Annotated in this window: 18 protein-coding genes; 13 read left to right on the forward strand and 5 right to left on the reverse strand. The window is 45.3% G+C overall.

Going from position 1 to position 23,251, the window contains the following annotated elements; all coding sequences use genetic code 11:
• Nucleotides 1-63: 63 nt before the first annotated feature.
• The 4 genes from ACW6QF_RS09605 to ACW6QF_RS09620 form a co-directional block, all read right to left on the reverse strand.
• Nucleotides 64-1,020 carry a hypothetical protein gene (locus ACW6QF_RS09605; protein WP_456087647.1) on the reverse strand — a complete coding sequence of 319 codons (957 nt, stop codon included), beginning with the start codon at nt 1,018-1,020 and terminating at the stop codon, nt 64-66.
• A 3-nt stretch (nt 1,021-1,023) separates the two neighbouring features.
• Entirely contained in the window at nt 1,024-1,557 is a 534-nt protein-coding gene (locus ACW6QF_RS09610; RefSeq protein ID WP_298548479.1) for a ferredoxin domain-containing protein, read from the reverse strand.
• A 43-nt stretch (nt 1,558-1,600) separates the two neighbouring features.
• Nucleotides 1,601-3,712, reverse strand: a complete 2,112-nt coding sequence (locus ACW6QF_RS09615) for a KamA family radical SAM protein (RefSeq protein WP_456087648.1) — start codon at nt 3,710-3,712, stop codon at nt 1,601-1,603.
• 167 nt (nt 3,713-3,879) lie between these two features.
• Complete coding sequence (locus tag ACW6QF_RS09620) at nt 3,880-5,412, reverse strand: carbon-nitrogen hydrolase family protein (RefSeq protein WP_298548484.1); 1,533 nt, start codon at nt 5,410-5,412, stop codon at nt 3,880-3,882.
• Between the two features lie 467 nt (nt 5,413-5,879).
• Between ACW6QF_RS09620 and ACW6QF_RS09625 the strand changes: the two genes are divergently transcribed.
• The 6 genes from ACW6QF_RS09625 to ACW6QF_RS09650 all read left to right on the forward strand — a co-directional run bounded on the left by ACW6QF_RS09625 (nt 5,880) and on the right by ACW6QF_RS09650 (nt 13,721).
• A complete protein-coding gene (locus ACW6QF_RS09625; RefSeq protein ID WP_456087649.1) occupies nt 5,880-7,067 on the forward strand; it encodes an AAA family ATPase in 1,188 nt (395 codons plus the stop codon).
• A gap of 9 nt (nt 7,068-7,076) precedes the next feature.
• On the forward strand, nt 7,077-7,694 hold the full coding sequence (locus ACW6QF_RS09630; protein ID WP_298548489.1) for an RloB family protein: 618 nt from the start codon (nt 7,077-7,079) through the stop codon (nt 7,692-7,694).
• Between the two features lie 318 nt (nt 7,695-8,012).
• Nucleotides 8,013-10,598 (forward strand): DUF5686 and carboxypeptidase-like regulatory domain-containing protein, encoded by a 2,586-nt coding sequence (locus ACW6QF_RS09635; RefSeq protein WP_298548491.1) that lies wholly within the window; start codon nt 8,013-8,015, stop codon nt 10,596-10,598.
• A gap of 18 nt (nt 10,599-10,616) precedes the next feature.
• A complete protein-coding gene (locus tag ACW6QF_RS09640; RefSeq protein ID WP_456087650.1) occupies nt 10,617-11,933 on the forward strand; it encodes a Na+/H+ antiporter NhaC family protein in 1,317 nt (438 codons plus the stop codon).
• 109 nt (nt 11,934-12,042) lie between these two features.
• Nucleotides 12,043-13,224, forward strand: a complete 1,182-nt coding sequence (locus ACW6QF_RS09645) for a 6-bladed beta-propeller (RefSeq protein ID WP_456087651.1) — start codon at nt 12,043-12,045, stop codon at nt 13,222-13,224.
• A gap of 14 nt (nt 13,225-13,238) precedes the next feature.
• The gene (locus ACW6QF_RS09650) at nt 13,239-13,721 is read left to right on the forward strand and encodes an energy transducer TonB (protein ID WP_456087652.1); all 483 of its coding nucleotides are present in this window, start codon (nt 13,239-13,241) and stop codon (nt 13,719-13,721) included.
• Nucleotides 13,722-13,813: 92 nt separating this feature from the next.
• Here ACW6QF_RS09650 and ACW6QF_RS09655 read toward each other — a convergent pair whose 3' ends face one another.
• A complete protein-coding gene (locus ACW6QF_RS09655; protein WP_456087653.1) occupies nt 13,814-14,089 on the reverse strand; it encodes a hypothetical protein in 276 nt (91 codons plus the stop codon).
• Nucleotides 14,090-14,814: 725 nt separating this feature from the next.
• Here ACW6QF_RS09655 and ACW6QF_RS09660 point away from each other — a divergent pair.
• The 7 genes from ACW6QF_RS09660 (at nt 14,815) to htpG (ending at nt 23,021) form a co-directional block, all read left to right on the forward strand.
• The gene (locus tag ACW6QF_RS09660) at nt 14,815-16,059 is read left to right on the forward strand and encodes an AAA family ATPase (RefSeq protein WP_456087654.1); all 1,245 of its coding nucleotides are present in this window, start codon (nt 14,815-14,817) and stop codon (nt 16,057-16,059) included.
• Between the two features lie 8 nt (nt 16,060-16,067).
• Nucleotides 16,068-16,610, forward strand: a complete 543-nt coding sequence (locus ACW6QF_RS09665) for an RloB family protein (protein ID WP_308573024.1) — start codon at nt 16,068-16,070, stop codon at nt 16,608-16,610.
• Between the two features lie 566 nt (nt 16,611-17,176).
• Nucleotides 17,177-18,478, forward strand: coding sequence for a phenylacetate--CoA ligase family protein (locus tag ACW6QF_RS09670; RefSeq protein ID WP_298553364.1), 1,302 nt, complete (start codon nt 17,177-17,179; stop codon nt 18,476-18,478).
• Nucleotides 18,479-18,516: 38 nt separating this feature from the next.
• Nucleotides 18,517-18,942 (forward strand): acetolactate synthase, encoded by a 426-nt coding sequence (locus tag ACW6QF_RS09675; RefSeq protein WP_298553354.1) that lies wholly within the window; start codon nt 18,517-18,519, stop codon nt 18,940-18,942.
• 13 nt (nt 18,943-18,955) lie between these two features.
• Nucleotides 18,956-19,096, forward strand: coding sequence for a symporter small accessory protein (locus tag ACW6QF_RS09680; protein WP_298553352.1), 141 nt, complete (start codon nt 18,956-18,958; stop codon nt 19,094-19,096).
• Nucleotides 19,093-20,649 carry a sodium:solute symporter family protein gene (locus tag ACW6QF_RS09685; RefSeq protein ID WP_456087655.1) on the forward strand — a complete coding sequence of 519 codons (1,557 nt, stop codon included), beginning with the start codon at nt 19,093-19,095 and terminating at the stop codon, nt 20,647-20,649. Before ACW6QF_RS09680 ends, ACW6QF_RS09685 begins: the two co-directional genes overlap by 4 nt.
• 320 nt (nt 20,650-20,969) lie before the next feature.
• Entirely contained in the window at nt 20,970-23,021 is a 2,052-nt protein-coding gene (htpG, locus tag ACW6QF_RS09690) for a molecular chaperone HtpG (protein ID WP_298553348.1), read from the forward strand.
• Nucleotides 23,022-23,251 lie beyond the last annotated feature (230 nt).

A 23,251-nucleotide genomic window follows, 5' to 3' on the forward strand; every position in this document is an offset into this window, starting at 1 on the left:
CAACACAATGGAGCCGTAAAGCTCTCAAAAGAGCCTTTCGGTGTATGTGTCAACGAATATTTATCACCCGAAAAGATCGAGCGTCAACTGCTTTTTCTCTGCTTCCAACTTTCGCAGATGGCGTTTGCCTTGCGACGTGATGATTTCCATCTTGTCGAAACGGGTACGGATCACGGTTTCGACCGTATAGCTGATGTTGACCACTTCACCCAGTTCGCTCATCTTCCGTTGAATCTCCAGTACACAATCGATGCACATGCCGCTCTTGAAAACGATCTTTTCATCGAACATATCTTTCTTGAAGTCTTCGTCGCACATGTAAAAGTCAATCGTCTCGCCCCCTTTGTTGTAGATGCCCTTCCAACGGTAACGGGCGTCTTTCAGCACGGGCGAGATGATCTCTATCGTCGCTTTCTGATCCTTGACAGGGGGTAACTCGTCGGAACGGAGGATATAATAGTCGAACTGTTCACGCTTGACTTCCAACGATCCGGAACGGCTGCGGTTGCCGGCGTTCAGTTCGCGGAGGGTAAACTTCGTCACCTTCGGATAGCCGCGCACGGCTTCGTAGAAATTCGATTTGCATTTGCAGAAACGGGGCGAGGCGCTGAGCAGTCCCACCAATTCACGCGTCACCGTAATGCCGGGCATTTTCTTTCTCAGGTTACTGCGCAACAAGGCGATTTCGCGCTGCATCTTTTCCTCGTCGGCCGCCGAACGGTCCACTACCGGCTGTCCGCCGACCAAAAGGGACGGACGCGTCCACACTTGCATAAACAGGTTGAGAAGGACGGAGATCAGGCGGCTGTTCTCACCTGCCACCGACCAGATTTCACGGAATCCCTCCTGCTGGGCAAACGACTCGCAGTAAATAGTCATCTTGATGTCCAGCATGTCTGCCAAGGTCCTGAGAAGCGAGAGCACCTCCTTCTCCGAACGGTGTTTGATCAGGGCATCCATGTAGTTGGACTTATCATTGAAGTAGTATCGCAGTTCGAGTTTGTTATCAAACTTTATCATGACTTACTCTGTTTTGGGTTTTCGATCGAAGAACGGGTTTTTCGAGGACGCGCTCACCGGAATCGCCATCACGCATTTGCAGTCGCCCAGCATCCCCAAACGCTGAGCAGCCAGACCGGCGCTGAACATCACGCGCGTATCCAGACGCCAATCCGATGCCGTGGCACAGGCCGAACCGATCGCAATGCCCAAGTCCACCGAATTGATCGCGCATGGAACGGCTTCCGGCTTCTCCACGCAGGTCGGGAACCCGCAATGCGCACAATTCAAACCCTGCACCTGCTGACGCGTGCCGGCAATCATGACGGCTTCGGCCTGAAGGATATTGTCGGCATCGCGCAGGAAAAACTTCAAACCGGTTTCGCCGGACAGGACGACAAGCTCCTCGGAAAGGCGTTTGATATCTTCGTCCGTCACCATCGCCACTTCTATAATATCGATCCCTTTTCCTTTCGGGGCTGTCCGGGCGGCTGTCATCATCTGACGAACAGCCTGTAACACATGCTCGTGTCGTATTTCTCTTTCGTTCTGTATCATTTTAATATTGGTTTAGCACGAACAAAGATAATAATTACTCGTTTTATAGCTCAAGATTTGTCATCTTTTCTGTAACATCAAACGGATAAACGGGATATTCGTAAATACTGAAACGGGGTTCGGTCACACCTTCGGAATAGTTCCAGATGCTGATATACTCCCGCACGTCCTCGCCCATATCCTGCAACTGGCGCAGGTAGGCGGCGACGGATTTGTTCTCGACGATGTAGACTTCCCCCATCCGGTCGATAATCGGGCTGTGGCGGCGTCCGGCGTCATGGTCGAATTTCAGGATACGCTTTCCCTCGGCCGTCAAACCGATTGTCCGGAACGTCATGCTTTTGCCGATAGCCGGAAGATTCAGCACGCTGCGGTCAGTGGCGGCAAAAAGGAGATGGTTCTCTTTCAGGAAACCGGACAGTTTCTTTCCTAAGGGCCGCTCATAGCGGATCAGCCGGTACAATTCCTTCTGCTTCTCTTTGGGAATAAGGCCGAAGACTTTCTCCTCCCGCCGTTCCTGCAAGGAGCGGCTGTTGGGGGTGAACACGGCATAGTTCTCGTGGAAACCCTTGACCGAAAAAGTATAATAGCACACCACTCCCATCGCATTCAACGTCTGCCGAAGCTTTGCCGTATGCCCGCGCCGGGAAGCGGCAACGGTGTAGACCAACTGGTTGGTGATGATCCATCCGGCGGAGAGGATCGCCTCGATCGCCCTTTTCGCTTCCGGCGTGACCTCCAACGGAGATTGGAAATGGGTCTGGACGATAAATTGCGTGACACCGATGCGCGAGGCTTTGTCTTTGAAGTCCCTCAAAATGCCAACCAGCTCGTCCGTGACCCTCAGAGGCAGGTAGGCAAGCAGGCGCGAGCCCAGGCGGACCCGTTGCAGTTCGGCGTACTTCTCTCCTTCGGGCCGGCCCTCGTTGGCTTTCCGTTTCCGTACCGCCATCTTGTAGACGGCATCGAGTATGTTGCGGAGCGTCGCGTTCTGGCTCATCAACGCGTCGCCACCGGTGATCAGGATATCCCTGAGCTGGGCGTCCTCCTCGAAATAGCGCATCAACCGGCGCAGTTTCTTATCCCATGTTTCCTTCGGTTTCAGGGATTCGAAATCAAAATTCAAGCGTTCGCTCTGGAAATCGTACATCCGTTGGCAAGAAGCGCATAGCCCGCCACAGGCACGCCCCATCGAATCGGGGATCAGGATCGCCACCTCCGGATACCGGCGGTGTATGTTGTGCCCTTCCGGCAACAACCACCCGGCGGCATTCGGCTGTCCGGCCACGACGATGTCTTCCTTTTCCCACGCCTTGATCCAGCCGTATGTATCGACCAGTTCTTCCGAATAAAGGATATAAGAGCGGATGGCAGCGTCGTCATATCCGCTTGTATTCGTGTTCAGCAGGGAAAGGTAGTAAGGAGTCACAAAGAACGGCATGCCTTTCTTACGGGCACGTGCCAACAGATCCATCGTTCCAGCCGACAGGGAACCGCCAAGGAAATAGTTCAGTTCCGTCGGGCTTTTGAAAGCCATCGCAAGATGGAAACGGCCGGTATTCCACCATTCCTGCACTTTGATGTATTTCTCGGAATAGCTCATCCCTTCCGTAAACTGGAAGCGGGAGGTCGGGGCGTGGCGCCGTTCGATCTTGCGTATCAGCCCGGCAATGATCCGCTCCTTGTTGGAACGGCGGATCGCCATCACCTCCTCGTCCAGTCCGGTCGGCCAACGGTTCATCTGCCGTTTGACAAGCGAACGGTCCGGAACGATCTCCTCCGGCTTCTCCAGCAATTCGAATTGCCGGTACAGGTCGATAAAGAAGTCCGGCGAAACATCTTCCTCCAGCTTCCCGGCCAGGAACTGCCACAGGCAGGTAATCGTCCGTACCGGTATCTCCTCACCTGTCGAAAGCTCGGAGACCGTCGCGCCGTCATGTTCGATCAACAAAAGAATACGCTTCGCCACGGCATTTCCCATATTGCTCCCGCCAACCGTCCTGTCGATGCGGGAAGAAACGAAAGAGCGCAAGGCTTCTTTAAAAAGCGCTGCGCTCTCACTCTCTTCCGCCATCATTGCCAGTTGGGGAAAATCTTTTTTAAATGCTTTTGTCAATTGCGGAATGTCGTACGATAGTAATCTTCTTTTAATCATAAGCAAATACTTTTTAGGAAGGATTATAGAATGTTATTTTGAAATCATTTGTCTACAAATATAACATTTTTCTCCCACCATCAAAAGCGTGCTACTTATAAAACATCTTAAAAGTCTTGCGAATCACAACAAAATGACAAGAGCGGCACCTATTCGCCACCTTTCTGCTACTTCCGCTTCATCTTCACTTCATACAGGTCATGCCGGCGGTCTTTCAAGTTGCGGACACTTCCGTACGTATGCAATTCGTTCAGCAAATCGAGATCCACATCCGACACCAAGATCATTTCCGTATTCGGGGTCGCCTCCGCCCTTTTCCCGTCTGTCGGGAAAGCAAAATCACACGGGGTGAAGACACCGGACTGCGCATACTGGATATCCATGTTATGGACGCGGGGCAAGTTGCCGACACTACCGGCTATGACGACAAAGCATTCGTTTTCGATCGCACGTGCCTGCGCACAAACACGGACACGCGAATAGGCGTTCTGCGTATCGGTCAGGAAGGGCACAAACAGGATCTGCATTCCCTGGTCCGCCATGATACGCGACAGTTCCGGAAATTCGACATCGTAGCAGATCAGGACACCGATCTTGGCACAGTCCGTTTCGAAAGTCTGCACCATCTTGCCGCCGGAAAGTCCCCAGCTCTTCGCTTCATCGGGCGTGATATGCACTTTCTCGTACGTCTCATAACTACCGTCGCGGCGACAAAGGAAACCGACGTTGTACAACCCGTCGTCCTTGATCAACGGCATGCTCCCGGTAATGATATTGATGTTGTAGCTGATCGCCAGGTTGATGAAGCGGTTCAGCATCTCGTCCGTATATTTCGCCAGCTCGCGGATCGCCTCCGACTCGCTCATGTGGTTGAACTTGGCCATCAGAGGGGCATTGAAGTATTCGGGGAAAAGGATGAAGTCACTCTTATAGTCAGACACGGCATCCACGAAAAACTCCACCTGCTCGAACACGTCGTCGAGCCCCTTGTAAGGTCGCATCTGCCACTGGACAAGACCGACGCGGACGGTCGTCTTGGTCGAAACGATTTCCGGAGTCGGCTGGTAATAGATATTGTCCCATTGCAGCAGGGTTGCATAATGTTTGGATTCCTCATCGTTCGGCAAGTAATTCGTCATCACCTTGCGAACGTGAAAATCGTTCGATATCTGGAAAGTCAGTACCGGATCATAAATTTCTCTTTTACGAACCTGATCGATATATTCCTTCGGGCGCATCGTATCCGCATATTTATGATAATTCGGAATACGTCCGCCAAACATAATCGCTTTCAAGTTCAAGCTTTCGCACAATTCCTTCCGGTAATCATACATACGCCGCGCCAGGCGCAACCCCCGGTAATCGGGATGGATAAAAACTTCGATGCCATAGAGGATATTGCCTTTCGGGTTATGCGTATTGAAAGTCTCGTTTCCGGTGACGAAAGCGTAGGTATGGTCGTTCTTCACCTTGTCGTAATCGACGATGATAGACAAGGCGCAGCCCACGATCTTATCGTCCACAACCGTAACCACCTGCCCTTCCGGGAAAATGGTGATTAACTTCTTGATTTGCTCACGTGTCCAAAACACATCCGAGCCGTCTGAATAAACTCTTGTAAAAGATTGGGATAATTGTCGGTAGTCCGCCATCTGCAAAGTACGGACCTCTACTTTGTTAATCTTAGGAGTGTGTTCCATTTTTTATTTCATTTTTAAGAACGACGCAAAAGTATAAAAAGTTTCATCCGGATGAAACAAAAATCTCACGATAGCAAAAAACATTGGTCCAATTCGAAACAACTTCTGCATCTAATTCGATTTTCTACCCCATTTAGCGCAAATTAGTAGCAAGGGTAATATTTTTTAATAATCTATTACTTTTATTTAGGGTAAATCCAGATGGCTTTTTCACACAACGTTGATAGCACGCCGTTCTTCCTTACTGCATTTCGTTTGACGACATTGATAATGCCTCTACATCTTCCAGCTTATAGAAAATCTGTCACAGAAAGTCAGCTCTTTTCATAAAGAATGGAATTAACCAACTGATGATGATAAGAAATTACCCCAAAAGATAAAAAAGTGAAATAATACCAAGAAAAGTATCTTTTGTGCAGATGATTTGTTATTTTTGTAGGAAAGTTACAAAATAAAAGGATGAATGCATGATTAGAGAACTTAGTATAGAAAATTTCATGTCAATACGAAAAGAACAGGTATTATCTTTCGAGGCTACCAAAGACAAGACCTCTCATGAGTTATTGACCGTCGAAATCAAACCGGGGATGCGGTTAAATCGTATGCTTATACTTTATGGGGCTAATGCTTCCGGGAAGAGTAATATTCTCTATGCCTATGAGACAATATGGAGAATGTTGGTTTCTCCATATACTAATAAGCAGCAGGCCATACCTTTTTATCCGTTTGCTTTGGATAAGGATAAAAATACCCGATTGTCCGTGTCTTTTTATATAGGGCGAGTACGATACGACTATTCAGTGGAGTATAATAACCGCTATATCATTTCTGAGAAGATGGAATATGCTCCTAATGGAGTATTATCTTTATTTTATAGTAGGAAGTTTGTCCATGAAGATGTAGTACCGGATATTGAATTTGGTCGTACAGTCGGTTTGCATTTGAAAAGTAAGAAAACAATTGTAGACAATACTTTGAATAACCATACTGTACTGTCTACTTTTGCAAAAGTATCTTTAAATGAAGATGCAAAGATATTCCGTGATACCTATAACTGGATTGTTCGGTATGTGCATGGCATGAAGGGAAATACTCTTTTGGATATTGCCCAGCAGTTGATCGATAATAAAGAGAAGAAAAATTATTTTATATCGGCTATGCGAAAGGCTGATTTTAATATTTCTAATATAAGTATTGACAATGAAGCAAGAATGCAAAGTGGCAAAGATGTGTTTTTTACACATCACACCATAGACGGATCTGATTTTACTTTATCTTCTATTGACCAATCATTGGGGACATTACGCTATTTTCAGTTACAGGAATGTATGTTCAATATGTTGCGTGAAGATCATATATATAGTTTTGATGAAATAGAAAGTAATTTGCATTATGATCTTTTGCTCCATTTTCTGACGACTTTTATGATGAATACAGTCAATTCGCAAATATTGTTCACGACACAAGACCAGCAGTTATTGGATGAAGAATTTATACGTCGGGATATGGTTTGGTTTACTGAGAAATCAAAGGAAGATGCTTCTACTGAACTTTATTGTGCTTCTGAATTTGGATTGCACAAAAATCTATCTCTTTATAAGGCATATAGAACAGGAAAACTTGGTGCAAAACCGGAATTAGGCTCCATTTTTTAAGGAAGTGATATGAAAACGCGGAAAACAAAAACGACAATAGCTGTTATTGGTGAAGGACCGACTGAAAAGTATTATTTGAAGTCTTTAGAAGGTGTTATTCATGCACAAGTGAAACCTGTTGTTCCGAACCATGCCACCAGCATGGCTGAATTGGAACGCCGAATAGAACAATGCATCGATGATGGTTATAATATGATATTCTGTCTAATTGATATGGATAATAAGAAAGAAGGGCGTAATCGAGAGAACTATTTAAGGCTAAAAACAAAATATCATCAAAAAACGATCATCAAGAAGCAGCAAGGAACAGAAAGTCTAATACGTTTTTTTGAGAACGATCGCTGTTTGGAAATATGGTTCTTGTATCATTTTAAATATACAACACAACAATTTAATAGCTCTAATGAATTAGCCAAGGAATTGGAGCGTATTTGTAATTATGAAAAGACCGAGGATTTTTTTAGTAGAAAATGCAAAGGATTACATAATTTTTTGCTTGCCAATGGAGGAAATTTTGATATCGCAATTGAAAATTCCGAGAAATCTATATTATCTAAATTAAAGGAAGGACGTGAACATACTTATAGTGAAATGGCAGATTTCTTTTATGAAGTAATAAAGAAATAGTATCTTGTTTTGGAAAAGTTTGACAGATTGCTGTATTCTTTACGGCATCAACATTTTGCTATCAAAGAACATTCTATTGAAGCAAGAACAAAGAAATGGGAAATTATACGTGCAATAGAAAAGTCGAAACATACACGAATGCACTTTCCTATTTCTGTCCGTCAATAAAAAAACATTTTAACTGTATGCAAAAGAGCAAGCCCTATTTAAGCGGCAGACTATCTTTCGATTAAAGATTATTAATATCGCCTGTAGGACTGTAACCAATAAAAATCTTACCTTTGTTGTCTATATCCGAGAAGGAACAACGTTAAATACATGGTAAGATTTATTCGTTATATAATATTAATAGCTCTGCTGCAATCAGTAGCAGGAACTTTTCTATCATACGCTCAGAATTTCACCTCGGCATCCGGTATAGTCAAAGACTCGATTACCGGTGAACCGCTTCCGTTTGTATCCGTCTATTTTGACGGATCGACTATCGGGGCTATGACAGACGACAATGGAGCATTCACCCTCCAAAACAACCAAGGCTACACCAAACTGGCCGCCGCCTCCTTGGGCTACGATACCAAATTCATCGACCTCAAGCCCGGTAAAAAGAATGACAATCTGGAATTGCTGTTGAAACCGACCGCATTCGAGATTTCGGAAGTCGTGGTCAAACCCAAAAGAGAAAAATATACCCGCAAGGATAATCCGGCTGTGGAGCTTATTAAAAAAGTAATTGCACACAAGAATGACAACCGGATCGAGGCAAAGCCGGAATATCAAACGGAAATATACGAAAAACTAAGCTTGTCGCTGGATAATTTCAATCCGAATCTCGACAAGAACAAATTTCTGAAAAAGTTCAAATTCATCAAAAACTATCTGGACACGTCCGAATTTAACGGCAAACCGATCCTGACCGTTTCCGTGCGCGAAAACCTATCGGACTTCTACTACCGGAAAAGCCCCAAAGCGGAAAAGACAATTGTCAGGGCCAAACGCATGCAGGGGATCGATAAGACGTTGGACGACGGTGGAGGCATAACCTCCAACCTGGAAGAGATATTCAAGAGCATCAATATTTTCGACAACAATATCCCTATTCTATTGAACCGGTTCGTCAGCCCGTTATCATCGACACTGGCGACCACATATTACCATTACTACATCATGGATACGCTCGATGTGGGAGGAGATAAATGTGTGGATCTGGCTTTCGTTCCGGCAAACAGTGAAAGCTACGGGTTTACGGGACGGCTTTATATAACGCTTGACGGTAATTATGCGGTCAAGAAAGTATTGTTGAACACACCCGCGAATATCAACCTGAACTGGGTGGACAAGCTCCGTATCGAACAGGAATTCAAGCAGATGCCGGATAGTACCTGGGTACTCGACCAAGAGAATACCTTTGTCAATTTCTATGTGGTAAAGGGAGCGCAACAACTCTATGCGCACCAGCTCAGGAATTACGACAATTATAATTTCAACGTGCAAAATGCAGACTCCGTTTTCGGCCTCTTAGGGGCGTTGCATGTCTTGCCGGAAGCGACGGTACAGCCGGATACGTTCTGGATGCACAACCGCCCTATTCCACTGAAAGAGAAGGAAGATGCGCTAAAAGATTTATTGGGGCAGCTGCGGAAAGTTCCGGCCTTCAATGCCATTATCAAAACCGCGGAAATCCTGATAACGGGCTATATCCCGACAGCAAACGACAAGAAAGTGACCAAATTCGACTTCGGTCCGATGAATACGACCTTCAGCGCGAACCATCTGGAAGGTTTCCGTATGCGTGTGGGAGGAATGACGACCGCCAACCTCAATCCGTATTGGTTTGCAAGCGGCTATCTGGCTTACGGCACGAACGACCGCAAGATCAAATACAACCTGAAATTGACGCACAGCTTCACCAAAAAAGAATACCACGAAGGTGAAAATCCGGTCAATAACCTGTCGTTTATCCAGGAATATGACGTGTACACCCCAGGCCAGGATTTCCTTTTCACAAGCAAGGATAACATTTTCGTTGCCTGGAAAGTCGGTGAACCGGTGACCAAGATGCAGTACATCCGCAAAAGCGTATTGCAATACGAAAAAGAATGGTTGAACGGCCTGACATGGAAGTCCTGGATGATGAACCAGAACAACGAGGCGGCAGGGACGCTTCAATACATCAAGCGGGACGAATCCGGGAATTTGTACCTTATAAAAGATTTTACGACATCCGAAATCGGGACGCAGCTGCGTTTCGCTCCGGGTGAACGCGCCTACAACGGACGTTCGGGGAAAGAATCCGTATTCAACCTGTCCAAAGACGCACCCGTATTCAAGCTCTCCCATCAATTAGGCATCAAAGGCGTGTTAGGCGGTGACTACAATTATAACCATACGGAGATCAGTGCCGAGAAACGTATCTGGCTTTCCTCGTTCGGGCATATCGATGCACAGGTTAAAGCGGGCAAGGTTTGGGACAAAGTGCCTTTCCCCCTGTTGATTTTGCCGAATACGAACCAATCCATCACGATCCAGCCGGAAGCCTTCCACATGATGAACGCGTTGGAGTTTGTGACCGACCAATATGTATCGTTCAATGCTACTTATTATATGAAGGGCTGGATCCTGAACCGCATTCCGGGCATCAAATGGCTGCGTCTGCGTGAAGTTCTTTCCTTTAATATGATTTATGGCGGACTGACGGATAAAAACAATCCGACCTTGACGCCGGGACTTTTCCTGTTACCGGAAGGGACACAGCCGTTGGGCAACACTCCATATATGGAATGCAGCGTCGGTTTGGAAAATATATTCAAGATCCTGCGCATCGATTACTACAGACGCTTAACCTATCTGAATCATCCTGATATCAAAAAGGGAGGCATCCGTATTGCGTTGAGATTCACGTTCTAACATGTGGCTTAATTAAAAATGACAGATCCGAATAGTTCACGTTTACATCATGCCCCTAACCCCTGGGCGCTGACACCTCTGGTTGTTTTTTTATTATCTTACCTTGTAGTGTCCATTATCGCAGGCGATTTCTACAAGATGCCTATTACCGTGGCCTTTGTTATCGCCTCGGTAGTTGCCATCGCCATGTCCAAAGGGGGCAAACTCAGCAACCGGATCGAACAATTCTGCCGGGGAGCGGCCAACAGCAATATTATGCTGATGGTATTGATCTTCATTCTTGCAGGAGCTTTTGCCCAAACAGCCAAAGCGATGGGGGCTGTCGATGCGACCGTGAATCTGGCCATGTCCATCCTGCCGGGCAATTTGTTGGCAGCCGGAATCTTCCTTGCCGCCTGTTTCATTTCCATTTCGGTCGGGACATCGGTCGGGACAATCGTTGCCCTGGCTCCTGTTGCCGTAGGGATCGCCGGCAAAACCGGAATGCCCGATGCACTCATGTTGGGCGTTGTCGTAAGCGGGGCCATGTTCGGGGACAACCTGTCTTTCATATCGGATACCACTATCGTCGCTACCCGCACGCAAGGTTGTAATATGAATGACAAGTTCAAGGTGAATATTCGAATCGCCCTTCCGATCGCCCTGTTAACCGGCATTATCTATGTGTTGATCGGAAGCGGAGTCGGGAGCGGATATGAAACAGGGCCGATCGAATGGGTCAAGGTCCTGCCCTATCTGGTTGTCCTCGTAACAGCTATTTGCGGCGTGAATGTCATGATGGTCCTGATAGTCGGGATTATCCTTTCCGGTATCGTCGGATTGCTGACAGGCGGGTTCGATATCTGGGGATGGAATGCCTCGATGGGACTGGGTATCACGAATATGGGCGAACTGATCATCGTAACTTTGCTGGCCGGCGGAATGCTGGAAATGATACGGTATAACGGAGGCATCGACTGGATCATCCTGAAACTCACGTCCCGCATCCGTTCCTCCAAAGGAGCCGAATTAAGCATTGCCGCATTAATCAGTTTCGCCAATCTCTGTACCGCAAACAATACTATCGCCTTGATCATGGCCGGCCCGATCGCCAAAGACATCGCCGACCGTTTCAAGATAGATCCGCGCCGCAGCGCCAGCCTGTTGGACATTTTTTCCTGCTTCGTACAAGGCATCATACCTTACGGCGCACAATTGTTGATGGCGGCAGGCTTAGGGCACGTCTCTCCCATCGAGATCATGCAGTATCTGTATTATCCTTATTTGTTGGGTGCCGGAGCTTTATTAGCCATCGCGTTCAATTATCCTCGCAAATACAGCCGGAACAAGAGATAAGACAACTTGCACTACTCGAATAAGGAGTTTTCAAAATGATATTTATGGGTAATAAAGAAAAAAACGTATATTTGAAGAATAATACCTTTATGAGATGTGCGCGACTTCTATGAACTGTCTTTTATCAATTTGTTTGTGTCTGGCTCTTTTTTCTTGTTCTGAAAAAACACAAAAAACGGATCGTCTGTTTACGGTCGATATAGAATCCGGCTTCAGCAAAGAGCAAGGAATGAATATATCCGAAGTTGCAGATACAGTGGAATACTTAGAGTTGAAAACACCTGAAGATTTGATAATCAGTCGTATTTGGGATGTCGTCCAGGCAGAAGATTGCTGGCTTGTACGCTCGATATCGGGAATCAGCAAGTTTACTTTAGATGGGGAATGGATCATGCAGATCGGCAAAAAGGGACAAGGACCGGGAGAATATATATCACTTCACGGGTTCGACTATGACCCGATTCATAAAGAGGTCCTTATTGCCGATTGGCATCAGATTTTGTTTTATGACCTGAATGGCAATTATCTGCGCAGCATTAAGATTGAGGATGAATTCTTTTACAACATCGCAGTTTCCGACACGGTGTTTTGGACAACAGCTTTGGGTATCCATCAAGAAAAGTATCTGGCACATGCTTTTAATCGCCACAATGACACCTTATCGGTGTACCTGAATCCCAATTATGGGATAAAAATAAAAAACACTGACGGTGTGTATTTCTCCCATTCCCGTTGGGAGAAGGAATTTTATCATTACAATGGCAATCTTTATCTGAAAAACAGAATATCGAACGATACCGTATTTCGTCTGGATGGAGTGAAAAAAACGCCTTATATGGCATTCGACATGGGAAAATACAAATTGCCTTTGGAATATGAGTATTGGTATTCCGCGGAAGACAACGATCGGTATGGGGGGAATTACTGGGGTATTGTATCAGTGGCGGAAGATGACCGTTATGTGTTTTTTCTGGCCAAACGAAGGGGGAAACATGATTTTGATGACGATGACAAGCGTTACCTTGTATATGACAAAACCACGAAAACCGAGTTCACCGTAAAAGGCAATCACGGAAAGATGCTGAAAGATGATCTCTTGGGCGGATCATCGATCTGGCCCCGTTTCATCACACAGGATTATTATATATGGACGTGTGAGTGGACGGAATTGTCCGAAGACGTGAAAAAGGGACTTTACCCATCGTTGTCTCCGGCACTTGCCAAACAGTTCGAATATTTCAATTACGGAACCAATGAACTGATCATCCTTTGCAGAAAGAAAAAACAATAAAAAATAGAAATCGCATGGAAACAAAAAAAGCAAGAAAGTCGTGTTGGCAAATTTCATTCGGCCTGTTTATCTTTTCTTTCGTTACCCTTCTGAATTTGTTTGCTCAAAAAGGCGATACGGAAGGAGATGACAAAGTGTATCTTCGCGTGGATCACATGCCTTATTATCTATACGGAGGATCGGAGGAAAATTACGCTAAAGATGTAGAAGCAATCATGAAATTCATATCCGACAACATCCGATATCCAAAAGATGCGTGGAAGATCGAGAAACAAGGAAAAGTGATTTGTCGGTTCGTGGTTGAAAAAGACGGCCGCTTATCCGATATCCATATTCAAGAAAGAGACAGCCTCTACCCTTCTTTGGACAAGGAGGCGATTCGTGTCATCAGTTCTTTCCCGAAATGGCATCCGGGAACTATTGACAAAAAAGCGGTACGAACCGGTTTCTCCCTTCCCGTTATTTTCCGTATGCGGGGAGCGAAAGTACAGGAGTGATACCCTCTGTCCAAAACTGTCAGAGTGGCTATCTTCGTGACTAATCCGGATGGCCTTATTGTATATTATCGTTTCTTTAACAACGAAACATATTATTTAGGAATAGCCATCATTTCCGGTTTTTTCTGCAACAGAAAGGATTTTTTGCCATGAGTTGCGCAGTTTTTCACCTTGAAGACGGTCGTCGTTGCCGTGAGATGCCGAGACCATGTACCACGAAGACGGTCGTCACGGCGATAAGAACGGTCGTCATAGGCATGAAGACGGTCTTCGTGGCAAAAAAAGCGGTACATCGCTTTTTGGATATTCAGGCTCATGCCCACCTTTTGTTTGCTACAGACGATTCTCCGGAAGTTTAGCTTTTTCACAATGTTAGCAGTCCTTGCTTTTCTGTAACAAATATTTTTTGTTTTTCAATTTCTTGCCGATCTTATTCTACTAATTGCCAACGAATTTCTATAAAGAAAATAAAAACGTCATACATAAATCATTCAAAATTTCATTCAAATTAGAAAGATGTCCCAATAGGGGATATTGTACTTTTTAACAATTTGTTTTAAGATTCGGCAAAAGCTACAAAAGTGAAGAACAAACCGAGTACGAAAACAGGAACAAAATCAATATTTTAGGCGAATCTCCGCTTTTCACATTTCACTTAGTTTCATCCATTGCACTTGGTCGCATTTAAAGTGTTTCTATTTGGCATACTATTTTGTATCGTTTCGGACAATCTTTCATGTTTCAGCCTGCTGCTTGTATGGACATTACTCTCTATGACAAATGACAGTCAGGGTATTAGCTACCCCAAAGGCTATCGGGCTGTATAGCGGACAAGCGTGTATCGACCATGCAAATGGCAGATAATAAACTACTGTAAGTGTGTCAAATTGCGTCAGCCAATTCAAAGGTTTATGAGTTGCAAGCAGTGAATAGACACACAGATATAGAAACATCATTCTTTGGGTTGTCGAACGATCCCTATATAACAATACTTTATGCAGGCTACCTTTAATCCATAAAAAAGTTGTCCAAATTATGATTTTGTCATTTAATTTGTTATATTTGCAAATGAATTACAAATTTTGAGAATAAAATGGTACTTGAAATTCGTTTGAGCAACTTCTTCTCAATTAAAGATGAGGTGGTGCTGGATATGCAGGCAGCAAGCATCCAGACTAAAAAGGCAAAGGAACTTGAAGATAATACATTTGTATGCGGTGGTGAGCGGTTGCTTAAAACTGTTGCCATTTATGGTGCAAATGCCTCCGGAAAGAGCAGTGTTATCAAGGCTATTCGCGCTTGCGTGGGAATGATATTCTCATCTCACAATTACAACGAGAATACGATATTTGCCTTTACTCCGTTCAAATTCGGGGGTATTTGGAAGCCAAGTACATTCTTCATTCGATTCCTTCTTGACGGTATCGAATATGAATATTCTTTTGAACTCAATAAAGTTGAGATACTGAAAGAGGCACTGTACTATTATCCGAATGGCCGGCGTTCGCTGGTATTTTCTCGTGATGAGACAAAGGGACCCGCCAAAAAGGATATCTATGAATTCCGTTCAGTGATTCGCCGCCCTTTGGATGTTGCTGCCAATACGTCCAAGAAAACGCTTTTCGTATCGCGTGCCAGCCAGATGGATCGTGATGTTGCAAAAGATGTTTTTCGATATTTCAATGAGCGTTTTATTTTGAATTATTTCGGATATAATTCGTTCTCTGTCGAGCGCTTGTTGAATGAGAACAAAGAGCAGTTCCTTAATGTGCTGCGAATTGCCGACAGCGACATTGTCAAAATCGACAGCCGGCACGAGAATAAAGTCCTGTCTACTGCAGTGATTGACCCTGCAGATAATCAAATATTGTCAGTAGAAGATATTCAGAAACCACAGCTGCTCATTACGACCTATCACAGGAATAACCCAGATGTTCCTTTCAACTTTTTTGCAGAAGAGTCTGATGGAACACAGCGTTTATTCAGTATGATGCTGACAATTCTGGATATCGTAAAGAATAATAAAATATTATTGATAGATGAAATCGAAACGCAGCTGCATATAAAATTGGTAGAGTATATTATCGGTTTGTTCAATAAAAGCGAATCGGCGCAGCTGATATATACTACACACAATACATACCTGCTTAATACCAACAAGTTGCGCAAGGATCAGATATATTTTGTCAACAAACGGGATGACGGGTCCTCGGATTTGTATTCGCTGTTTGATTACAAAGATTTCCGCGACGGGCTGGATGCAGAGAAGGCATATCTGCAAGGTCGTTTCGATGCCATCCCGTATATTGACGAACAGACGGATAGTTTTATAAAATAGAAACTGATATGGGACGACAAATAAGAAAATCCAAAGGCAAAACAATGAAGCCAAACTTCTTTGTTTTCTGTGAAGGAGAGTCTGAGGTTGCTTATATCAGTCACCTCCGTTCACAATACCGTGCACCTATTCAGATTATCCCAAGAAAGAGCGATTCAAACATATCCGTTCGGTATATAGAGAATTGCAAGCGGGAATATATTGTAACCGAAAATGATAAAACATTTCTAATGTATGACCTTGATGTGGACAGGATGCTGGAACACCTGCAAAGTATTCCAGATGCAGTATTGCTGGTGTCGAATCCATGTATTGAGTTGTGGTATTTGCTACACTTTGAGGAGTGTCATGCCGAACTAACTCAAAACGCTTGCATCAAGAAACTGAAAAGACATCTTGAACACTATGTAAAGGGAATTTTGGCATTAAATGAGAAACAGCAACTGTCCGAAAAAACATCAGAAGCAACGGCAAGAGCCAAGGTGTTGGAGACATATAATAATCCGTCAACTACCATCTATAAAATGATAGAACTGCTGGAAAGTTTGTAATTTGAGAATCATGGAGAATAGGGGAATAAAATTGTAGGTAGAGGATGGAAATTCTTTCAGAGACAGTGAAAGTAGCCTGACATTCTAAAAAAATAATATGTCAAAAAGAAAAACTTCATGTGATGATAATTTTCATAGAGTGAATTGAAAAAAATCATTTATTCCATTTTACTTTTATTCCTTTGCAAGGTCTTTTATATAGAACGCCCATACGAATGAGTTCATAAAAAGGTTCGTGGAACATGAATGTATAACGAAATAACAATAACTATGTGTACAACGAGAAAATAGAAAACAGGAATACTGTTTATCACGATGATATTGGTTTGCGGAGTCGTAAATGCACAACATTGGCATCAGACAATGGTGAAGAGATTTGACAATTAACAAGAGAGCTTTTTGTAGAAACGTAAGTTTGACAAATTTTGATGTCGCTTTTGTTAAGCTTACGTTTCATATTTCAAACTTCCTTCAACTATTATCCCAATAATATGGATTTTCTCCGAAATTAACAATATATTTGCATCCTAATAACATGAATCAAACACATTATAATGCAAAAAACGATGGAATATTGGCAGAAAGATATTGAAACCATGAATCGCGAAGACTTGGAGAAACTGCAGTTGGAGCGATTGAAAAAGACAATTGAAGCGGCCGGAAATTCTCCTTTCTACAACAAAGTATTCAAAGAAAACGGCATAACAGCCGACAGTATCCAATCACTGGACGATTTGCAGAAGATCCCTTTCACGACGAAAGACGACCTTCGCAACAATTATCCGTACGGCATGGCGGCTATTCCTATCAAGGACTGCGTCCGCATCCACTCGTCGAGTGGCACGACCGGGAACCCGACAGTCGTGTTGCATTCGGCCAAAGACCTGGACCAATGGGCCAATCAGGTGGCACGCTGTATGTATATGGTAGGCATTCGCGACACGGACGTATTCCAGAACACTTCCGGCTACGGAATGTTCACCGGCGGATTAGGGTTTCAATACGGAGCTGAAAAATTAGGCTGCCTGACCGTACCGGCAGCAGCGGGAAATACCAAACGGCAGATCAAGTTCATCACGGATTTCGGGACGACCTGCCTCCACATCATTCCCAGCTACGCTACCCGCCTGGCGGAAGTGATGTATGAAATGGGCCTCGATCCCCGACGCGACACCAAACTGCACACCGTTTGTATCGGCGCCGAGCCCCACTCGGAAGAACAACGCCGCCGGATCGAGCAGTTGTTAGGCGTAAAAGCATACAACTGTTTCGGGATGTCGGAGATGAACGGTCCCGGCGTCGCATTCGAATGTACGGAACAGAACGGACTCCATATCTGGGAAGATAATGTAATCGTAGAAATTATCGATCCGGTCACACTGCAACCGGTAAAAGAAGGTGAAGTCGGCGAAATGGTCCTGACGACCATCAATCGCGAGGCTATGCCTTTGCTCCGCTACCGTACCCGCGACCTGACCTGTGTCCTTCCGGGCGAATGCCCCTGCGGACGGACGCACAAACGCCTGGCACGTTTCAAAGGCCGCAGCGACGATATGATCATATTGAAAGGGGTCAACCTCTTCCCTATCCAGATCGAAAAGATACTGATGCAGTTTAAAGAACTGGGCAGCAATTATCTGATTACAATCGAAACGGTAGGAAACAATGACGAGATGCTGATCGAAGTGGAATTGAGCGACCTGTTTACCGACGATTACAGCGTTTTGCAACGTCTGACAAAGGAAATCACCCGCCAGTTGAAAGACGAGCTGCTTCTGACTCCCCATCTCAAACTGGTGGCCAAAGGGTCCCTGCCGGTACAGGAAGGAAAAGCCGTCCGGGTAAAAGACTTGCGTAAACTTTGCTGAACTCATACATCATACATCTAATAAAATCATAAATCAACATGACAGTCAATCAGATCTCCATTTTTCTGGAAAACAAATACGGTAAGTTAAGCGAAATCCTCGCTTTACTGGCCGAAGAGAAGATACGGATTATTGCCGCAACGGTAGCAGACACGTCCGAATACGGAATCCTGCGCATTATAGTCAGCGATCCGCAAAAGGCTTATAAAATCCTGAAGAGCAACAATGTCAGCGCGAACCTGACCGATGTGCTGGCAATCGTCACAAACTCCTGTGCAGGCAGTTTTGCCCAGACATTGTCCTGTTTCACGAAAGCCGGCGTCAGTATCGAATATATGTATTGCTTCTCAGCCAATGAGAAATCGATCCTGATCTTACGGACGAACAACCGGGAAGCCGCCCGCGAAGTGATCCGTCGTCAGAATCTGGAATATATTAATGAAAGTGATTTGATCAAATTATAAAAAGCAACAATACATGTTCGGAATAAGCGATCCCGGCATATGGCTGGCCTACCTGTTAGCCCTCGTCTGCCTGTTCTATTCCATTTGGTTCGGTGTAACCCATTGGAATAAAGGCGACGAGGATAGTACTAACCCACAACAGCCGGAAAAATGAACACACTGACTTTAGGTATCGTAGTAATCATCTATATGTTCATCCTGGCCTGGCTGGGATACATCGGATACAAACAGACGAAAAATGCCAGCGACTATCTGCTGGGGGGACGGAAAGTGAATCCCATCATCATGGCCCTTTCCTACGGGGCGACCTTTATCTCCGCATCGGCCATTGTCGGTTTCGGAGGGGTTGCGGCCACGTTCGGTATGGGAATCCAATGGCTTTGCTTATTGAATATGTTTATGGGCGTCGTCATCGCTTTTATCATATTCGGGCGGAACACCCGTAAGTTAGGCGAAAAGTACAATGCCCGCACATTCCCGCAATTATTGGGATTGCACTACAATTCGCGTGCCATACAGATATTCATTGCCGCCATCATCTTTATCGGCATGCCGCTGTATGCAGCAGTCGTGATGAAAGGAGGTGCAGTGTTCATCGAACAGATGTTCCATATAGACCTGCATCTGGCACTGCTTATTTTCACGCTTATAGTAGCGGCCTATGTCATCACGGGAGGTATTAAAGGCGTGTTATATACGGATGCTTTGCAAGCCGTCATCATGTTCGCCTGCATGCTGTTCCTGCTATTCTGGTTCTATCGGGTGATGGATATGGGCTTTATCGAAGCCAACCGGAAACTGACGGAAATCGCCCCGCTTGTCCCTGAACGGTTCAAGGAGGTAGGACACCAGGGATGGACAGCCATGCCGGTGACCGGGTCTCCGCAATGGTACACCCTCGTAACCTCGCTGATCTTGGGAGTCGGCATCGGCTGCCTCGCCCAACCGCAGTTGGTCGTACGTTTCATGATGGTGGAAAGTACCAAGCAATTGAACCGGGGCGTTCTGATCGGCTGTGTTTTCCTGATCGTGACCGTCGGAGCCATTTATCATGTCGGAGCCTTATCGAACCTCTTTTTCCTGAAAACGGAAGGCGTGGTTGCATCGGAAGCCATCAAGGATATGGATAAAATCATCCCGCTGTTCATCGACCGGGCAATGCCGGAATGGTTCAGCGCCGTTTTCATGCTCTGCATCCTGTCGGCAAGTATGTCCACGCTCAGCGCCCAGTTCCACACGATGGGGGCCTCTTTCGGGGCAGACATATTCCCCAAGCTGGGACATCGGAAGAATGCCAACTCGACGATAGGCGTACGTATCGGAGTGCTTTGCTCCATCCTTGTCAGCTACATAATCTGCTATACGCTGAGCGCAGGAGTCATAGCACGCGGAACGGCCCTGTTCATGGGGATTTGCGCCGCCACTTTCCTCCCGGCCTACTTCTGTTCCCTTTTCTGGAAGAAAGCGACCAAGGAAGGAGCGCTGGCAAGTTTATGGACGGGGGCGCTGGCAAGTTTGTTCGCCATGTTGTTCCTCCACAAGGCGGAAGCCGGGGCGGTCGGTTTATGCAATATGCTGTTTGGGCGTGATGTCCTGATCGACGTTTATCCCTGGTTCGCCATCGATCCGATCCTGTTCGCATTGCCTTTATCCACCCTTGCGATGGTTCTCGTAAGCCTGATAACATATAAAAAGCAAGATATTTGAAGATATTAGATTTTATTAAAATCGGAAGAACAAAATTTAATACTTTATCTATTGACAATGACAGGAGTATCCGTACATTTGCAATGTGGTTTTTTCATAATAGTATTAGATTTAAGGTTAACAAAGTTGGTTAGGGGTTGTCGTGAGACAGCCTTTAATTTTTTATATACATGCCTTCCCTTTTCCCCTCCACCCCTGATAACTTGTCAGTCAAAATGTCATTTTGTTCGTTTGGCATTGTTTTTGTAACTAAACATTGCGTGAACAATTATAGTTATAGGTAACAATAAGTATAACATCAAAATATTTTATATCGGATTATGGCAAAACAAGGAAACATCGGTGTTACGAGTGAGAACATCTTCCCCATCATCAAAAAGTTTTTGTATAGTGATCACGAAATTTTTCTTCGTGAACTGGTATCTAACGCAGTTGATGCAACGCAGAAGTTGAAGACACTGGCTTCTGTCGGCGAGTTCAAAGGAGAACTGGGAGATTTGACTGTACATGTCAGCTTCGATAGCGATACGATCAAAATCTCCGACCGCGGTATCGGTATGACTGCCGAAGAGATCGACAAATATATCAACCAGATCGCCTTCTCCGGCGCTGAAGAGTTCGTTGAAAAATACAAGAACGACGCAGCCGCCATCATCGGCCACTTCGGACTTGGTTTCTATTCTTCTTTCATGGTTGCCAAGAAAGTGGAGATCGTCACCAAATCGTATAAAGAAGGAGCCGTTCCTATGAAATGGAGTTGCGACGGCACACCCGAATATACATTGGAAGAGACGGAAAAAGAAGATCGCGGAACGGATATCATCCTGTATATCGACGACGAGAACAAAGATTTCCTGAACAAAGACAAGATCAACAGCCTCTTGACCAAATACTGCCGTTACCTGCCGGTTCCCATCGCATTCGGAAAGAAGCAGGAATGGAAAGACGGCAAATATGTCGATACCGACGAAGACAATATCATCAACGATATCCAGCCGGCATGGGTTCGCAAGCCGACGGATATGACGGATGAAGACTATAAGAAATTCTATCAGGACCTGTATCCGATGTCCGATGAACCTTTGTTCTGGATTCACTTGAACGTGGATTATCCGTTCCACCTGACCGGTATCCTGTATTTCCCGCGCATCAAGAGCAACATCGACCTGCATCGCAACAAAATCCAGTTATACAGCAATCAAGTGTTCGTCACCGATTCGGTTGAAGGCATCGTCCCTGAATTCCTGACATTGCTGCACGGCGTGCTCGATTCTCCGGATATCCCGCTGAACGTGTCCCGTTCTTACCTGCAGAGCGATCAGAACGTGAAAAAGATCTCCAACCACATAATGAAAAAGGTGGCAGATCGCCTGGAAGAAATGTTCAAGAACGACCGTCCGCAATTCGAAGAAAAGTGGGACAGCCTGAAACTCTTCATCCAGTACGGAATGTTGAGCGAAGAAAAATTCTACGATCGCGCAGCCAAATTCGCCCTCTTGAAGGATGTAGACGGCAAATACTATACATTCGAAGAGTACAAAGCGCTGACGGAAGCCAACCAGACAGACAAGGAAGGCAACCTGATCTACCTGTACACAACGAATGCCAATGACCAGTACAGCTATATCCAGGCTGCAAAAGACAAAGCCTACAGCGTGCTGATCATGGACGGTCAGCTGGATGTCCATGCCATCAGCCAGATGGAACAGAAGTTCGAAAAGACACGCTTCGTCCGTGTGGACAGTGACACGATCGACAATCTGATCCGCAAGGACGATGTCAACAAGGTAACGCTGAACGAGGACGAAAAGAACGCCCTGCAAGAGATGTTCAAGAGCCAGCTGCCGAAGATCGAGAAGACGGACTTTATTGTCACATTCGAAGCGTTGGGCGAAAGTTCCAACCCGGTCATGCTGACGCAAAGCGAGTATATGCGCCGTATGCGTGAAATGTCAGCCATGCAACCCGGCATGTCGTTCTATGGCGAATTGCCGGACAACTACAACTTGGTAGTGAACACAGACCATGAACTGGTTAAGAAAATCCTGACCGAAGAAGAAGCGGCCTGTGCCGAAAAACTGAACCCGATTCTTTCCGACCTGAAAGGCTGGAAGACACGTCAGTCCGACCTGCGTGAGGCTCAAAGCAAAAAGAAAGAAGAAGAAATCACTTCCGAAGAAAAGGAAGACATGACGAATACGAACAAAAAGATCGACGAACTGGTAGAACAACGCAACAGCATCCTGTCCGAATATGCCGGCGAAAATAAACTGGTCAGCCAGTTGATCGACCTTGCCTTGTTGGCAAACGGCATGTTGAAAGGCGAGGCATTGAGCCGGTTCATCAAACGCAGCGTTCAGATGATCGGTTAAACCGAAGCCGGAATATAATAACAAAAGGGTGTCAAAATCCCCATTTCCGCACTTGATATGGGAAGGGGAAGTCGGACACCCTTTTTTATTCCGGCCGGCAACCGGAATCAAGTTTATCCGCATGATTAACAAAACGGACCCATTTTATGTTGTATTTTATATATCTCAAACTCTTGTAGTCTGAGAAATAACGACTACATTTGAATTCATTAAGCAGAGAAGATACAAGT

Source organism: Parabacteroides sp. (assembly GCF_977054455.1).

Bases quoted from the DNA above. Each gene is read 5' to 3' on its own strand.
- ACW6QF_RS09630 (WP_298548489.1), top strand. From the start codon at position 7,077: ATGAAAACGCGGAAAACAAAAACGACAATAGCTGTTATTGGTGAAGGA.
- ACW6QF_RS09685 (WP_456087655.1), top strand. From the start codon at position 19,093: ATGAACACACTGACTTTAGGTATCGTAGTAATCATCTATATGTTCATC.
- ACW6QF_RS09610 (WP_298548479.1), bottom strand. From the start codon at position 1,557: ATGATACAGAACGAAAGAGAAATACGACACGAGCATGTGTTACAGGCT.
- ACW6QF_RS09620 (WP_298548484.1), bottom strand. From the start codon at position 5,412: ATGGAACACACTCCTAAGATTAACAAAGTAGAGGTCCGTACTTTGCAG.
- ACW6QF_RS09640 (WP_456087650.1), top strand. From the start codon at position 10,617: ATGACAGATCCGAATAGTTCACGTTTACATCATGCCCCTAACCCCTGG.
- ACW6QF_RS09615 (WP_456087648.1), bottom strand. From the start codon at position 3,712: ATGATTAAAAGAAGATTACTATCGTACGACATTCCGCAATTGACAAAA.
- ACW6QF_RS09665 (WP_308573024.1), top strand. From the start codon at position 16,068: ATGGGACGACAAATAAGAAAATCCAAAGGCAAAACAATGAAGCCAAAC.
- ACW6QF_RS09650 (WP_456087652.1), top strand. From the start codon at position 13,239: ATGGAAACAAAAAAAGCAAGAAAGTCGTGTTGGCAAATTTCATTCGGC.
- ACW6QF_RS09635 (WP_298548491.1), top strand. From the start codon at position 8,013: ATGGTAAGATTTATTCGTTATATAATATTAATAGCTCTGCTGCAATCA.
- ACW6QF_RS09670 (WP_298553364.1), top strand. From the start codon at position 17,177: ATGGAATATTGGCAGAAAGATATTGAAACCATGAATCGCGAAGACTTG.
- ACW6QF_RS09605 (WP_456087647.1), bottom strand. From the start codon at position 1,020: ATGATAAAGTTTGATAACAAACTCGAACTGCGATACTACTTCAATGAT.
- ACW6QF_RS09680 (WP_298553352.1), top strand. From the start codon at position 18,956: ATGTTCGGAATAAGCGATCCCGGCATATGGCTGGCCTACCTGTTAGCC.
- ACW6QF_RS09625 (WP_456087649.1), top strand. From the start codon at position 5,880: ATGATTAGAGAACTTAGTATAGAAAATTTCATGTCAATACGAAAAGAA.
- ACW6QF_RS09675 (WP_298553354.1), top strand. From the start codon at position 18,517: ATGACAGTCAATCAGATCTCCATTTTTCTGGAAAACAAATACGGTAAG.
- ACW6QF_RS09645 (WP_456087651.1), top strand. From the start codon at position 12,043: ATGAACTGTCTTTTATCAATTTGTTTGTGTCTGGCTCTTTTTTCTTGT.
- htpG (WP_298553348.1), top strand. From the start codon at position 20,970: ATGGCAAAACAAGGAAACATCGGTGTTACGAGTGAGAACATCTTCCCC.
- ACW6QF_RS09660 (WP_456087654.1), top strand. From the start codon at position 14,815: ATGGTACTTGAAATTCGTTTGAGCAACTTCTTCTCAATTAAAGATGAG.